Annotated in this window: 11 protein-coding genes; 5 read left to right on the forward strand and 6 right to left on the reverse strand. The window is 69.4% G+C overall.

What is annotated here, in order from left to right; all coding sequences use genetic code 11:
- Window positions 1–95 precede the first annotated feature (95 nt).
- Window positions 96–3089: an excinuclease ABC subunit UvrA gene (gene uvrA, locus ACFT9I_RS10825; RefSeq protein WP_382562857.1), complete on the reverse strand. Its 2994-nt coding sequence runs from the start codon at window positions 3087–3089 to the stop codon at window positions 96–98.
- A 228-nt stretch (window positions 3090–3317) separates the two neighbouring features.
- Between uvrA and ACFT9I_RS10830 the strand changes: the two genes are divergently transcribed.
- From ACFT9I_RS10830 to ACFT9I_RS10840, 3 genes are all read left to right on the forward strand, one after another.
- Window positions 3318–4004 carry a maleylpyruvate isomerase family mycothiol-dependent enzyme gene (locus ACFT9I_RS10830; RefSeq protein WP_382562858.1) on the forward strand — a complete coding sequence of 229 codons (687 nt, stop codon included), beginning with the start codon at window positions 3318–3320 and terminating at the stop codon, window positions 4002–4004.
- 10 nt (window positions 4005–4014) lie between these two features.
- A complete protein-coding gene (locus ACFT9I_RS10835; protein ID WP_382562859.1) occupies window positions 4015–4671 on the forward strand; it encodes an MBL fold metallo-hydrolase in 657 nt (218 codons plus the stop codon).
- A gap of 67 nt (window positions 4672–4738) precedes the next feature.
- A complete protein-coding gene (locus tag ACFT9I_RS10840; RefSeq protein ID WP_382562861.1) occupies window positions 4739–5785 on the forward strand; it encodes a S66 peptidase family protein in 1047 nt (348 codons plus the stop codon).
- A 113-nt stretch (window positions 5786–5898) separates the two neighbouring features.
- Here the strand turns inward: ACFT9I_RS10840 and ACFT9I_RS10845 are convergent, their stop codons facing one another.
- From ACFT9I_RS10845 to ACFT9I_RS10865, 5 genes are all read right to left on the reverse strand, one after another.
- Complete coding sequence (locus ACFT9I_RS10845) at window positions 5899–6924, reverse strand: TerC family protein (protein ID WP_382562863.1); 1026 nt, start codon at window positions 6922–6924, stop codon at window positions 5899–5901.
- A 310-nt stretch (window positions 6925–7234) separates the two neighbouring features.
- Window positions 7235–9301, reverse strand: coding sequence for a TerD family protein (locus ACFT9I_RS10850; protein WP_382562865.1), 2067 nt, complete (start codon window positions 9299–9301; stop codon window positions 7235–7237).
- A gap of 230 nt (window positions 9302–9531) precedes the next feature.
- Window positions 9532–10098 carry a TerD family protein gene (locus ACFT9I_RS10855; RefSeq protein ID WP_364467697.1) on the reverse strand — a complete coding sequence of 189 codons (567 nt, stop codon included), beginning with the start codon at window positions 10096–10098 and terminating at the stop codon, window positions 9532–9534.
- A gap of 181 nt (window positions 10099–10279) precedes the next feature.
- Window positions 10280–12397, reverse strand: coding sequence for an excinuclease ABC subunit UvrB (uvrB, locus tag ACFT9I_RS10860; RefSeq protein WP_382562866.1), 2118 nt, complete (start codon window positions 12395–12397; stop codon window positions 10280–10282).
- A gap of 52 nt (window positions 12398–12449) precedes the next feature.
- Window positions 12450–13379: an MHYT domain-containing protein gene (locus ACFT9I_RS10865; RefSeq protein ID WP_382562867.1), complete on the reverse strand. Its 930-nt coding sequence runs from the start codon at window positions 13377–13379 to the stop codon at window positions 12450–12452.
- A 235-nt stretch (window positions 13380–13614) separates the two neighbouring features.
- Between ACFT9I_RS10865 and ACFT9I_RS10870 the strand changes: the two genes are divergently transcribed.
- Together ACFT9I_RS10870 and ACFT9I_RS10875 are read left to right on the forward strand one after the other, a co-directional pair.
- On the forward strand, window positions 13615–14532 hold the full coding sequence (locus ACFT9I_RS10870) for a glycerophosphodiester phosphodiesterase (RefSeq protein WP_382562869.1): 918 nt from the start codon (window positions 13615–13617) through the stop codon (window positions 14530–14532).
- A 59-nt stretch (window positions 14533–14591) separates the two neighbouring features.
- Window positions 14592–15134: a methylated-DNA--[protein]-cysteine S-methyltransferase gene (locus tag ACFT9I_RS10875; protein WP_382562871.1), complete on the forward strand. Its 543-nt coding sequence runs from the start codon at window positions 14592–14594 to the stop codon at window positions 15132–15134.
- Window positions 15135–15227: the final 93 nt, after the last annotated feature.

Below are 15227 nucleotides of genomic sequence, written 5' to 3' on the forward strand. Positions count from 1 at the left end.
GCATCCTGCCGATTGATGGAAGGTGACCATTCTGACCCAGATCCCGCGCATACGTTCGGCCGAGGCGCCCCGGGGGACGCCTCGGCCTCCTGATGTCAGGACTTGCGGGACCGCTCGGCCGTCTTCTTGGCCGCGGCCTTCTTCGCCGGCGCCTTCGCCGCGGTGGTCTTCGCAGCGGTGGTCTTCGCCGCTGTCTTGCGGGCCGGTGACTTCGTACGTCCCGAGGGAGCCGCGTCGCTGATCCGCTCCGCGTCCAGGATCTCCCGCAGGAACTTCCCGGTGTGGCTGGTCGCGACCCCGGCCACCTGCTCCGGTGTGCCTTCGGCGACGACGAGCCCGCCGCCGTTGCCACCCTCGGGACCCATGTCGACGACCCAGTCCGCCGTCTTGATGACGTCCAGATTGTGCTCGATGACGATCACCGTGTTGCCCTTGTCGACCAGTCCGGACAGCACGTTGATCAGCTTGCTGATGTCGTCGAAGTGCAGCCCGGTGGTGGGCTCGTCCAGCACGTACACCGTGCGGCCCGTGGAGCGCTTCTGGAGTTCGCTGGCCAGCTTCACGCGCTGCGCCTCGCCGCCCGAGAGGGTCGGCGCGGACTGACCGAGCCGCACATAGCCCAGACCCACCTCGTTGAGCGTCTTGAGGTGGCGCGAGATCGTGGGGACGGCCTCGAAGAAGTCGAGCCCTTCCTCGATGGGCATGTCCAGCACCTCGGCGATGGACTTGCCCTTGTAGTGGACCTCCAGGGTCTCCCGGTTGTAGCGCGCGCCGTGGCAGACCTCGCACGGGACGTACACGTCCGGCAGGAAGTTCATCTCGATCTTGATCGTGCCGTCGCCCGCGCAGTTCTCACAGCGTCCGCCCTTGACGTTGAAGGAGAAGCGCCCGGGGAGATAGCCGCGGACCTTCGCCTCCATCGTCTCGGCGAAGAGCTTGCGCACATGGTCGAACACCCCGGTGTACGTGGCCGGGTTGGACCGGGGCGTACGGCCGATGGGCGACTGGTCGACATGCACGACCTTGTCGACCTGGTCGTCCCCGTCGACCCGGGTGTGGCGCCCCGGCACCGACTTGGCGCCGTTCAGCTCCCGGGCCAGGTGCATGTAGAGGATGTCGTTGACCAGGGTCGACTTGCCGGATCCGGAGACACCTGTGACGGCGGTGAACAGGCCGAGCGGGAACGACACGTCGATGTCCCGCAGGTTGTTCTCCCGCGCGCCGTGCACGGTGAGCTTCCGCCCGGGGTCGATCGGCCTGCGGACGTCCGGCGTCGGGATGGCCTTCTTGCGGGACAGATACTGCCCGGTGATCGACTCCTCGTTGTCCAGGAGTTCCTTCAACGTGCCGGAGTGGACGACCTTGCCGCCGTGCTCGCCCGCGCCGGGGCCGATGTCGACGATCCAGTCGGCGACCTTGATCGTGTCCTCGTCGTGCTCCACGACGATCAGGGTGTTGCCCATGTCACGCAGCCTGATGAGGGTCTCGATCAGCCGGTGGTTGTCGCGCTGGTGCAGACCGATGGACGGCTCGTCCAGGACGTAGAGCACACCGACCAGACCGGAGCCGATCTGGGTGGCGAGCCGGATGCGCTGCGCCTCGCCGCCGGAGAGTGTGCCGGCCGCGCGGTTGAGCGAGAGATAGTCCAGGCCGACGTCGACCAGGAACCTCAGCCGCTCGTTGACCTCCTTGAGGACGCGCTCGGCGATCTTCTTGTCCCTGGCGTTCAGCGTCATCTTGCCGAGGAAGTCGGCGCACTCGCTGATCGACATCGCGGAGATGTCGGCGATGGACCGGTCCATGACCGTGACCGCGAGGACGAGCGGCTTGAGGCGGGTGCCGTGGCACGTCGGGCAGGGCACCTCGCGCATGTAGCCCTCGAAGCGCTCCCTGCTGGTGTCGCTCTCCGCCTCGGAGTGCCGCCTCTTGACGAAGGAGACCGCGCCTTCGAAGGACGGGGTCGTGTACGCCCGCTCGCGGCCGTACCTGTTCCTGTACCGCACCTCGACCTGGGTCTTGTGGCCGTACAGCAGGGCCTTCTTGGCCCGCTGCGGCAGCCCCGCCCACGCGATGTCCGTACGGAAGCCGACGGACTCGGCCAGACCGCCGATGAGCCGGCCGAAGTACTCCCTCGTGTGGCCGTGCGACCAGGGGTGGATGGCGCCCTCGTCGAGCGACTTCTCCTCGTCGGGGACGATCAGCTCCGGGTCGACCTCCATGCGGGTGCCGATGCCCGTGCAGTCGGGGCAGGCGCCGAAGGGCGAGTTGAAGGAGAAGGAGCGCGGCTCCAGCTCCTCGAACGACAGGTCGTCGTACGGGCAGTACAGATGCTCCGAGTACATCCGCTCGCGCTCGGGGTCGTCCTCCGGGAGGTCGACGAAGTCGAGCACGACCATGCCGCCGGAGAGCCCGAGCGCGGTCTCGACCGAGTCGGTCAGCCGGCGCTTGGCGCTGCCCTTCACCGTGAGACGGTCGACGACCACCTCGATGGTGTGCTTCTCCTGCTTCTTGAGCTTCGGCGGCTCGCTCAGCTGGATGGTCTGCCCGTCGACGCGCGCCCGGCTGTACCCCTTGGTCTGGAGGTCCGAGAACAGGTCGACGAACTCGCCCTTGCGCTCCCTGATCAGCGGCGACAGCACCTGGAAGCGGCTGCCCTCGGGCAGCTCCAGGACCTTGTCGACGATGGCCTGCGGCGACTGGCGGGTGATCGGCCGGCCGCACTCGGGGCAGTGGGGCTTGCCGATACGGGCGAAGAGCAGCCGGAGGTAGTCGTAGACCTCGGTGATCGTGCCGACCGTCGAGCGGGGGTTGCGGGAGGTGGACTTCTGGTCGATGGAGACGGCCGGCGAGAGGCCCTCGATGAAGTCGACGTCCGGCTTGTCCATCTGGCCGAGGAACTGCCGGGCGTAGGAGGACAGCGACTCGACATAGCGACGCTGTCCCTCGGCGAAGATCGTGTCGAACGCGAGGGAGGACTTGCCCGACCCGGAGAGCCCGGTGAAGACGATCAGGGAGTCACGGGGAAGGTCGAGCGAGACGTTCTTGAGATTGTGTTCGCGAGCGCCACGGACGATGAGACGGTCGGCCACGCCGGTCCGCACCTTTCTAGAGAGAAGCAGGGGCGGAGCCCCCTTCCCAGAGTAATGGGGGTCGCCAGAGCGATGGACTGCCTAACGGAATGACCCGGGTCACTGGGGCACCGGGCTGCGAGGGCTCCTTACCAGGATGCCTCCGACGAGCTTATAGCACGCGCATTCGATTTACGGCTGCTTGTCGCCGCCTTCACCCGAAGGAGTGGTGGGACTATCGTCGCCCTCATGCTTGATCATGTGCGCGACCTGGATTCCCTGCATGAAGCGACCGAGCGGCTCCTCACCGCAGCCGCCCGACTGGACAACGCCTCCGTGGCCGAGCCGTCACGGCTGCCGGGCTGGAGCCGTGGTCACGTACTGGCTCATCTGGCCAGGAACGCCGACGCACTCGTCAATGTGCTCGAAGGCCGGCCGATGTACCCGGACGCCGTCACCCGCGACTCCGACATCGAGCGGGACGCCCCGCGCCCCCTGGACGCGCAGGTCGCCGACGTACGCGCCACGGCCGAGCACTTCCGGCGGGTGGCGGCCGTCCCCGCCGACTGGGCACGCACGGTCGCGCTCCGTAACGGTGTGACGGACGTGGCCGCCCGGATCCCGTTCCGCAGGCTCGTCGAGGTCGAACTGCACCATGTCGACCTCGGCATCGGTCCGGAGCTCGAAGACCTCTCCGACGACTTCACCGGCCGCGAGATCGACTTCCTGACCGAGCGCTTCGCCGGCCACGCCGACGTACCGCCGCTCGCCCTGACCTCCCCCGACGGACGCACCTGGCGCACCGGCCGCGCCGACGGCACTCCGTCCGCCGTCACGGGCCCGGCGGCCGACCTCATGGGCTGGCTCGCCGGCCGGCGTGACGGGTCGGCGCTCAAGACCTCGGACTCCTCGCTGCCCGTACTGCCCCCGCTATAGGCTGAGTCGTATGACCTACAGCGGAGCCGTGAAGCTCGACGGACCGGCCGATGTGCACGAGTTGACCGACCTGATGATCTCGAAGGTCGCCGTCGGCGCGATGAACAACAACGCCTATCTGCTGCGCTGCCGGGCCACCGGGGAGCAACTGCTGATCGACGCGGCGAACGACGCGGCCACGCTGCTGACGCTGATCGGTGACGACGGCATCGCGTCCGTCGTCACCACGCACCGACACGGGGACCACTGGCAGGCGCTGGCCGAGGTCGTGGCCGCCACCGGCGCCGAGACGTACGCCGGACGGTACGACGCCGAGGGGATCCCCGTCCCGACCGAGGTGCTGGTCGAGGACGGCGACACGATCCGGGTCGGACTGATCGAACTGACCGCGCGCCATCTCGTCGGTCATACGCCGGGCTCGATCGCCCTGGTCTACGACGACCCGCACGGCCACCCGCACCTCTTCACCGGCGACTGCCTCTTCCCCGGCGGCGTGGGCAACACACACCAGGACCCGGCGGCCTTCGCCAGTCTGATCAACGACGTCGAGACGAAACTCTTCGACCGGCTGCCGGACGAGACCTGGGTCTATCCGGGCCACGGCGACGACACGACGCTCGGCGCCGAGCGTCCGCAGCTGCCGGCCTGGCGCGAGCGCGGCTGGTAGGCGGGCAGTCCCCGCTGCCGAAAAACCGGCTGCCCGCGGCGCGGGGCTGTCGTTACGCTCCGGCCGTATGCAGCCGCTCACGTATCCCGCCAAGCCCCGCCCCGGCGACCGGATCGCCGTGATCTCCCCCTCGTCGGGGCTGCCGGGCCTGTTCCCGCGCCCGTACGAACTGGGCCTGACCCGGCTGGAGAAGGACTTCGGCCTGGTGCCCGTCGAGTATCCGGCGACGCGGAAGATGGGGTCCACACCGCGTGAGCGGGCCGACGACATCCACGCCGCCTTCGCGGACCCGACGGTCAGGGCGGTCATCGCGAGCATCGGCGGGGACGACCAGATCACCGTACTGCCGCTGCTGGACCGCGAGTTGATCCGCGCATCCCCCAAGCCGTTCTTCGGCTACAGCGACAACACCAATCTGCTGGCCTTCCTCTGGAACACCGGGATCGTCGCCTTCCACGGCGGCAGCGTGATGTGCGAGCTGGGCCGGCCCGGCGCGATGGATCCTCTTACGGAGGCTTCGCTGCGCGCCGCTCTCTTCACCTCGGGGCCGTACGAACTCACTCCCGCCGCGCGCTTCCGCGACACCGACCGCGACTGGGCCGACCCGGCGACCTTCCTGGCCGAGCCCGAGACCCGGCCGGGCGCGGGATGGACGGTGCACGGGCCCGAGCGGGTGGTGGAGGGCCGGACCTGGGGCGGAAATCTGGAGACCCTGTCCGGGTTGTTCACGGCCGGCCGGGAGATCCAGGACGACCTCGGCGCGTACGACGGCTGTGTGCTGCTGCTGGAGACCTCGGAGGAGCTGCCGGGCGCCGACGAGGTCTTCCGGATCCTGCGCGGCATGGGCGAGCGCGGGCTGCTGCGGCGCTTCCCCGCGCTGCTGATGGGACGGGCCAAGACCTGGTCGCTGGAGCGCCGGAACAGCCCGCGGGAGTCGGCGCTGTACGCCCGGGAGCAGCGCGCGGCGGTGGTGCGGGCGCTGGACACGTACGCCCCCGACACGATGGCCGTCTTCGACGTGGACTTCGGGCACACCGATCCGCAGCTGGTCATTCCGTACGGCGGCACGGTGCGGGTGGACGGCCCGGCGCGGCGGATCACCGTCACGTACTGAGGCGGCGCGGGCGCCGGCGCGCGGACGGGACCGGGGCGATCGGCTGGTGCCACTCGCCCCGGTCCGGGTGTCTCGTACGTGCGTCTTGTACGCGTGTCTCGTACGTCGCGCGGTCAGGCCTCGATGTCGGCCTTGCCCTCGCTGTCCTTGTCCTCGGCCTTGTCCCCGGCGTCCTTGCCCTCGGCCGCGTCGCGCTCCGCCTGCTTCTTGGAGGCGATCAGGCTGGTGATCGTGGTGACGATCAGCACACCGCAGATGACGGCCAGCGAGAACGGGATGGAGATCTCGGGGACATTCACCCCGTTCTCGTGCAGCGCGTGCAGCACCAGTTTGACGCCGATGAAGCCGAGGATGATCGACAGACCGTAACTGAGGTGGACCAGCTTCCTGAGCAGGCCACCGATCAGGAAGTACAGCTGCCGCAGACCCATCAGCGCGAAGGCGTTGGCGGTGAAGACGATGTACGGGTCCTGGGTCAGACCGAAGATCGCGGGGATCGAGTCCAGCGCGAACAGCACATCGGTGGTGCCGATGGCGAGCATGACCACCATCAGCGGGGTCAGCACGCGCTTGCCGTTCTTCTGGATGAAGAGCTTCGTGCCGTGGTACCTGTCGGCGACTCCGAAGCGGTTCTCGATCGACTTCAGGAGGCGGTTCTCCTCGAACTCCTCCTCCTCGTCGTCGGAGCGCGCCTCCTGGATGAGCTTCCAGGCGGTGTAGATCAGGAACGCGCCGAAGATGTAGAAGACCCACGAGAAGCTGGCGATGATCGCCGCGCCCGCCGCGATGAAGATGGCGCGCAGGACGAGGGCGATGAGCACACCGATGAGCAGCACTCGCTGCTGGAGGTGTGAGGGCACCGAGAACTTCGCCATGATCAGGACGAAGACAAAGAGATTGTCGACACTGAGCGACTTCTCGGTGATGAATCCGGCGAAGAACTCGCCCGATGCCTGGCTGGTGCCGAATATCAACAGGCCGATGCCGAACAGGGCGGCCAGGACGATCCAGACGATCGTCCAGATTCCGGCTTCTTTGATCGACACGTCATGGGGCTTGCGCCCGATGAGGAAGTCGACCGAGATCAGGGCACACAGACCAAGAATGGTCAGTACCCACAGGGTCCATGAAACGTCCACTGCGCCTCCGGCGTCGTACGGCTACTGATCAGCGTCGTCGCTGCCGGAGGTCTCTTCCACCCGGGCGTCTCATCTGCGCCTGCGGGCCGACGCCCCGGGACCGATGGCGGTCCGTATTGACGGGTACGTCGCGGTGTGGGAGTACTCCCCTCCGTTCAATGGAGAGTACAGGAAACCCCAAGAGAAGGTAAAGTCCAGGGTCAAGCAGGCGCCGAGGTGCAGGTCAGCTGCTATTCAGCCGTTCACGGACGGGAGTGACGGGAGTGAGGACAGGGTCCCGGGCACGGACAGGGTCCCGGACACGAACGGGTCAGCGGCGCCAGGCGCGGCGTGCCTCGGCGACCTGTTCGAGCACCCGCCGGAGTATCTGGCTGCCCGGCGGCATCGTCAGCGGTTCGAACGTCCACGCGTGTCCGACCCACGGGTCGGCGAGGTGGTCGTCGGCGACCGGAGTGATCCGCAGCAGCGAGCGCCACAGCGGGTCGAGCACGGGGCCGTACGCGCTGGCGTCCTCGCGGTCCGCGACCATCATCAGATGGACCCCGACGGCCGGGCCCTCGTCCGCGAGATAGCGCAGCTGGGTGACCGCGCGGTCGTCGAACCCGTGCGGGAAGTCGTTGACGATCAGCAGCTGCTCGGCGGTGTCCAGCTCGGGCGGCAGCGAGTCGGCCGCACCGCCCCTGATGGCCATCTGCACCAGGTCCACGCGCTGGGTGAGCTTCGCGAGCACGGCGGAGACGCCTGCGGCGCCGCTCGCCGGCGGCTGGTTCAGCACGCCCGCGGCGACCAGGGGGGCGAGGGACATGGCGGCAGAGCCCGCGGCATCGATCACATGGACGGTGAACTCGCCCGGCGGGTAGGCCGCGAGGAGGCGCGCGGCGTGGCCGACCGCGTTGTCCATGGCGAGCCTGCGCAGCTGCCCCTCGTCCAGCATCAGGGCGCCCTCCGAGCCCGACCGGCCGCTGTCGATCCACAGGCCGCGCTCCAGCGGGAGCCTGACCAGCATGGGGATCCGCAGGTCCGTGCGCTCGGGCAGGTGGAGATCGCCGAGGCGCAACGCCATCGGGTTGTCCATCGGGACGCGGTAGGCGTGCCAGACGGGGTTGTCCCAACGGGCGTACGCGGGCGGCAGGGCGGGCTCGACGACGTCGGACTCGGCGGCCAGCTGGCCGAGGTCCCGGTCGAGGGCCTCGCGCGCCTGGTCGGTGAGCTGGTCGCGCTTGGCGCGGGCGACCTGGCGGGCCGCGTCGCCCGTGCCGCCTATCCGGCTGCGCGGGTCGGACAGGACCCGGTCCAGCTCCTGGTCCATCCGGGACTCGGCGAAGTCGACGGCGCTGCGGTAGGCGGCGGTGGCGCGGGCCAGGTCCTCGAACATGCCCCACACCTGGTTGTACAGGCGCTCCTCCATGGACCAGCCGGTCGCGTCGCCCGCGACCGGGCGGGGCGCCTGGCCGGGCTGCGCCGGCGGCGACGCGGGCGGCGGGGTGGGCGGAGCCGTGGTCTGCCGGCGCGGGTGCGTGTAGTTGACCCGTCCCCCGGCGGTGCCGTGCGCGGCGGCGGCAGGCTGCTGACCCTGCCCGTCCGACGGGCCGGCCGGCTGCTGGCCGGGGGTGCCCGGCAGTTGGTGCGGCGTGGCGCCGGTGCCTGTGCCTGTGCCTGTGCCGGGGGTCGTACCCGAGCCGGGGGTCACGCCGGAGCCCGACGAGGCTCCCGCGCCTGCGGCGCCTCCCGCGGTCTGGCCGGGCTGGGTGGCCGTGGCGGACCTGTCGGAGCGGATACGTACGTTGTCGGGCGTGCCGGTCAGCGGTGCCTGGATCGCGCTGGCCATGTGCCGGGCCACCGCTTCCTGGATCCCGGCGGCGAACTCGCGGGCCTGCGGCACGCCTTGGTCGCCGAACAGTTCGGCGAGCCCGCCCGCGTACCCCTGGCCGACGGCGCGGACCTTCCAGGCGCCCTGCCGGCGGTAGAGCTCAAGCGCGACGACGGCGGACTCCGCCTCCAGGTCGGTGATGGTGAAGCTGGCGATCTCGGTGCCGTCGGTCGCGGTGACAGCGGCGAACGGGGCGGCCGTGGTGCCGAATCTGGACGGTCCGCCGACCCCTTCGGGGAGCGCGAGCAGTACGTGGACCAGATGCGCGCGGTCCGGTACGGCCTCCAGGTCGACATGGAAGCGGAGCCCGGCGGCGGCCTGCCGGGACACCTCGATGCCGGGCAGCGTGGGCGAACCGGGGTGGGCGATCCACTCGACGCCGAGGACCGTGCCCCGGTCGTCGCCGAGGGTGGCACACGCGAGGACCGGTACTCCGGCCGTCACCCGGATCTCCAGTCGGCTGTGGGGCAAGGGATGGTTCTGCCCCCGGACCAGCTCGGCCGTCATCGCCTCTGTCCCCTCGTCGGTCACGCGTCGGTGGCCCGTAGTGATGTCGTTCTGTGGTGCCGTGTCCGAACTGCTCGGTGAGACGGTTCGGTTGGTGCCGGCCGGTGCTCGGTGCTCGGTGCTCGGTGCTCGGTGCTCGGTAAGACTGTCTGTCGATACCGCTCGGCAAGCGGTACAGCTCCCGGCGGCCTTGCCTCCGGGAGCTGCGCTTGCGCTGGCGAGAGCCGTGCCTACAGGTGCGGCAGGATCGCCGGCATCAGGTCCTGGAACGTCCGGCCGTTGGCCGGGTTGCCCAGGGCGGTCATCTGCCAGCCGGTGCCGGCGCGGTGCACCTTGGCCATGATCTGCGCGGTGTACTGACCGCCGCCGTCGAGTGTGTAACGGGCCAGCTCGTCGCCGTTGGTCTCGTCGACGATGCGGCAGAAGGCGTTCTGCACCTCCTGGAACGTCTGGCCGGTGAACGAGTTCACCGTGAAGACGATCTGGTCGATGTGCACCGGAACCCGCTGCAGATCGACGAGGATCGCCTCGTCGTCGCCGCCCTGTCCGGCGCCGCCGACGAGATTGTCGCCGGTGTGCCGTACGGAGCCGTCGTCGCTGACAAGGTGGCGGAAGAAGACCACGTCGACCGGCTGCTTGTCGGCGAAGAGCACGGCCGAGGCGTCCAGGTCGATCTCGCGGGTGCGTGACCCGAACAGGCCACGACGCGGGGCGGCTTGCCAGCCGAGCCCCATGCGCACCGCGGTCAGGGTGCCGCCGCCCCTCTTCTCCAGGCTGATCGCCTGCCCCTTGGTCAGGTTGACCCCAGGGCCCCCGGCACTGCCCTTGGATACGTCGACCACGCGCTGTCCCCTCTCGGAAGTTCCCCCGCAACCGTCCATGTGTGCGGTTGTCCCGTACCCTACGCAGTCACACTGACAGCGCAGGAGACTTCGGCCGTTTTTGTGTCGGTCTTGCAACACACCAGGTGTGGCGGCGTCAGGCCAGCCCCACTTCCCTCATCTGCCGCAGCTCCTTCTTCAGTTCGCTCACCTCGTCGCGCAGCCGCGCGGCCACCTCGAACTGCAGATCAGCGGCCGCCGCGCGCATGCGATCGGTCATCTCCTCGATGATTCCGGCCAGTTCGGCCGCGGGCCGGTCGGTGACCACCGCGCCCTGCTTGCCCGCTCTGTCCGCCCGGGAGAGCGTCGGCACCGGGGCCTTCGCCTGCTTGCCGTCCTTGCCCTGGCGGTAGCCCGTACCGAGCAGTGCCTCGGTGTCGACCTCTTCGCGCGCGATGGTCGCGACGATGTCGTTGATCTTCTTGCGGAGCGGCTGCGGGTCGAGTCCGCGCTCGGTGTTGTACGCGATCTGCTTCTCGCGGCGGCGGTTGGTCTCGTCGATGGCCTGCTCCATCGCCGGGGTGATCTTGTCCGCGTACATATGGACCTGGCCCGAGACGTTGCGCGCCGCGCGGCCGATCGTCTGGATCAGCGATGTGCCCGACCGCAGGAAGCCCTGTTTGTCGGCGTCGAGGATCGCCACGAGCGACACCTCGGGGAGGTCGAGGCCCTCACGCAGCAGGTTGATGCCGACGAGGACGTCGTACTCCCCCGCGCGCAGTTCGCGCAGCAGCTCGATACGGCGCAGGGTGTCGACGTCACTGTGCAGATAGCGGACCTGCACGCCCAGTTCGAGGAAGTAGTCGGTCAGGTCCTCGGCCATCTTCTTGGTGAGGGTGGTGACCAGGACGCGCTCGTCCTTCTCGGTGCGGGCGCGGATCTCGTGCACCAAGTCGTCGATCTGGCCCTCGGTGGGCTTGACCACGACCTCCGGGTCGATGAGCCCGGTGGGACGGATGATCTGCTCCACGTAGCCGTCGCCGCGGGAGAGTTCGTACTTGCCGGGGGTGGCCGACAGATAGACGGTCTGGCCGACGCGCTCCTGGAACTCCTCCCACTTCAGCGGGCGGTTGTCCAGCGCGGAGGGCAGCCGGAAGCCGTGGTCCACCAGCGTGCGCTTGCGGGACGCGTCGCCCTCGTACATCGCGCCGATCTGCGGCACGGTGACGTGCGACTCGTCGATGACCAGCAGGAAGTCCTCGGGGAAGTAGTCGAGGAGGGTGTTGGGCGCGGTGCCCGGCGAGCGGTCGTCGAAGTGCATCGAGTAGTTCTCGATACCGGAGCAGGAGCCGATCTGGCGCATCATCTCGATGTCGTACGTCGTACGCATGCGCAGCCGCTGGGACTCCAGGAGCTTGCCCTGCCTGTCCAGCTCGGCGAGGCGCTCCTCCAGCTCGCGCTCGATGCCGTTGACGGCCTTCTCCATGCGCTCGGGCCCCGCCACGTAGTGGCTGGCCGGGAAGACGTACAGCTCCCGGTCCTCACTGATGATCTCGCCGGTGAGGGGGTGGAGGGTGGAGAGGGCCTCGATCTCGTCGCCGAACATCTCGATGCGGACGGCCAGCTCCTCGTAGACCGGGAAGATCTCGATGGTGTCGCCGCGGACCCGGAAGGTGCCGCGCGTGAACGCCATGTCGTTGCGCGTGTACTGGATGTCGACGAAGCGGCGCAGCAGCTGGTCGCGGTCGTACTCCTCGCCGACCTTCAGCGGCACCATCCGGTCCACGTACTCCTGGGGCGTACCCAGGCCGTAGATGCAGGAGACGGACGCGACCACGATCACGTCACTGCGGGTGAGCAGCGAATTCGTCGCCGAATGGCGCAGCCGCTCGACCTCGTCGTTGATCGAGGAGTCCTTCTCGATGTAGGTGTCCGACTGGGGGACGTACGCCTCGGGCTGGTAGTAGTCGTAGTACGAGACGAAGTACTCGACGGCGTTGTTGGGGAGCAGCTCGCGGAACTCGTTCGCCAGCTGGGCCGCCAGCGTCTTGTTCGGAGCCATCACCAGGGTGGGGCGCTGAAGCTTCTCGATCATCCAGGCCGTGGTGGCCGACTTGCCGGTGCCCGTCGCACCGAGCAGGACGACATCCTGCTCACCTGCGCGGATGCGTCGCTCCAGATCCGCGATCGCCGTCGGCTGGTCGCCGCTGGGCTGGTAGGAGCTGATGACCTCAAAAGGCGCCGAAGTACGTTCGATCTTGGAAACTGGCCGCATGTACCCACCGTACGACCACCCACTGACAGTCGAGGGTGGATCACCCGTCGGATCACCAGTCGTGGACGCCCCGCGACCCGCCGCCGGAGCGCCCGGCCTGTCTGGACACCGTCTCCTCGGCGGTCTCGCCGTACGTGGGCTCCCGCGGGGCCCGCTGGGCCGGTACGCCGGGCAGGGCGCGCTCGTGGCGCCCTCGGCCCTGTCGGCCCTGGGACACCGGGTCGCGGGCCGCCTGGCCGCCCATGACCATCAGCGGGTCGAAGATCACCACGACGGCCGCCAGCAGCAGGAAGACACCGGGCCCCACCAGCATGGGCCCGAGCAGTGTGGCCGCCGGTTCGCCGCCTTCGGCGCCCTCGGCGGAGCTGCCGGGCAGCCGCAGATGGACGTGGACGGCGGCCATGCCCGTGTAGTGCATCCCGGTGACGGCCACACCCATCGCCAGGCTGGCGGCCAGGCTCATCAGCAGACTGTGGACGGAGGCGGCGGCCCAGAGCGCCGTGGTGGCCGCCACGACGGCGATCGCGACGGAGCCGCCGACGGTCAGCGTGTCGTACTCGATGCTGCCACGGAGCCGGATTCCGGCCATGCCCAGGTAGTGCATGCTCGCGATGCCGAGACCGGTGACGGTACCGCCGGTGACCAGGGCCATCGTGGTGGTGCCGCGGTATCCCACGATGAAGATGCCGAGACCGACCATGACGATCGCGAGGGCGAGGCTGGCGAGGGTCGTGGCCGGGTCGTAGGTGACGGGTGTCTCCGCCACGGCGAAGCCCGTCATGGCGATGAAGTGCATCGTCCAGACGCCCGAGCCGATCGCGATGGCGGCGAGTGCGAGCCAGCCGGCCTTGCGTCCGCGTTCGTCCGTGTGCAGGGATCTGATGGCGCAGCGCAGGCCCAGCGCGCCGCCGAGGCAGGCCATGAGAAAGGCCGCCACGGGGGTGATCAGGCCGTAGCTGAATCCGTCGGTGGTGCCCTGCATGCGGTATGCCCTTCGCTCCTGATGAGCCGTCTGCGGAAGCGTTGGTTCGGGGGCGAGGGTATGACCAGCGGCACGGCAAGCAAACATCAGGTCACCCTTTTGTCGACATGGCGACCGCCTCCGGGCCCGGCTCGGGCGCAGTCCGTTCACGTTGTGGCCAACCTTCGCCTGTCGCGTGTTGGCCGCCGACTGTCACTCTCGGCCCGTCCGTGATCGATCGACGCAAGGAGTCCACGTGTACGCACGCACCTCTGTGACCGCGACCGTCGCGCTGCTGGGAGCCGCCGCTCTGGCTCTGCCGGGGACCACGTCGGCCGCCGCCCCGCGGGCCACGGCCCCGGAGACGTCCCCCGTGTCCGTCGCGTCCGGCCGTCACGGCGCGGATCCGCTGGTCATCGCCCACCGCGGCGCCTCCGCCTACGCGCCGGAGAACACCCTCGCCGCCGTCGACAAGGCCGAGGAACTGGGCATCGACTGGGTGGAGAACGACGTCCAGCGTACGAAGGACGGCCGGCTGGTCGTCCTGCACGACACCGACCTCAGGCGCACCACCGACGCCGAGCAGGTCTTCCCCGACCGCGCTCCGTGGAATGTGAAGGACTTCACCGCGGCGGAGATCGCGCGGCTGGACGCGGGCAGCTGGTTCGGGCCCGGGTGGGCGGGCGCGCGGGTGCCGACGCTGAAGCAGTATCTGGACACCGTCGAGGACAACCGGCAGAAGCTCCTTCTGGAGATCAAGGCGCCCGAGCTGTACCCGGGCATCGAGAAGGACATCCTGCGCGTGCTCCGCGCGGAGGGCTGGCTGGACCGCGCGCACGTGCGGAACAAGCTCGTCATCCAGAGCTTCGGCGCGGACAGCGTGCGGGCCGTGCACGAGCAGCGGCCCGACGTGACCACCGGGTTCCTCGGTACGCCGGCGGTGGCCGACCTGCCCTCGTACGCGAAGTTCACCGACCAGATCAACCCGACGCACTCCACGCTCAGCGCCGAGTACGTGGCCGCCGTGCACCGGCTGAAGGGCGCGCACGGCAAGCGGCTCCAGGTCAACACCTGGACGGTCAACGACACCGCGGGCGCGGTGCGCGTGGACGGGTTCGGCGTGGACGGCATCATCACCAACAACCCGGACGTGGTGCGGGACGCGGTGGGCTGACGGGCGGCCTTCGACGAGGCCGGGGCCCGTTGTCAGACCCTGGCCGTAGCGTGGTCGGCATGGACAGCAACACGCAGTCGGTGGAGTGGGCCGTCGTCGGAAGCGACATCGGTCCGCTGCTGCTGGCCGCCACCGGTGAAGGACTTGTGACGGTTGTCTTCCACGCCACGACCGGGCGGCGGGACACGGCACTTCGACAGTTGAGGGGGCGGCTCGGCGCCGAGCCCGTCGAGGATCCGGCGGGCCGGCTGGCCGAGCCGATACGTCAGCTGGCGGCCTTCTTCGACGGCACCCTCCGGGAGTTCGAGCTGCCGCTGGACTGGTCGCTGTCGGGCGGCTTCAACCGGCAGGTGCTGCGCGAGCTGGCGGCCGGCGTTCCGTACGGCACGGTCGTCGGCTACGGCGATCTGGCCGATCGGGTGGGCAGTCCGGGCGCGGCCCAGGCGGTCGGCGCCGCGATGGGGTCCAACCCGCTTCCGATCGTGGTGCCGTGCCACCGGGTGGTGGAGAGCGGTGGCGGACTGGGAGGCTTCGGGGGCGGCCTGGAGACCAAGCGCCAACTGCTGGCGCTGGAAGGCGTGCTGCCCGCGCCGCTGTTCTGACGCGCCTCGGGCCCGCCACCTGCCCGGTCCGGATCGGCCCCGATCGGTCCCGGTCGGTCCCGGGTCGGCCGGCGACGTTTGCGGAGCCCCGTC

This window comes from Streptomyces sp. NPDC057137, assembly GCF_042670825.1.
GTDB lineage: Bacteria > Actinomycetota > Actinomycetes > Streptomycetales > Streptomycetaceae > Streptomyces.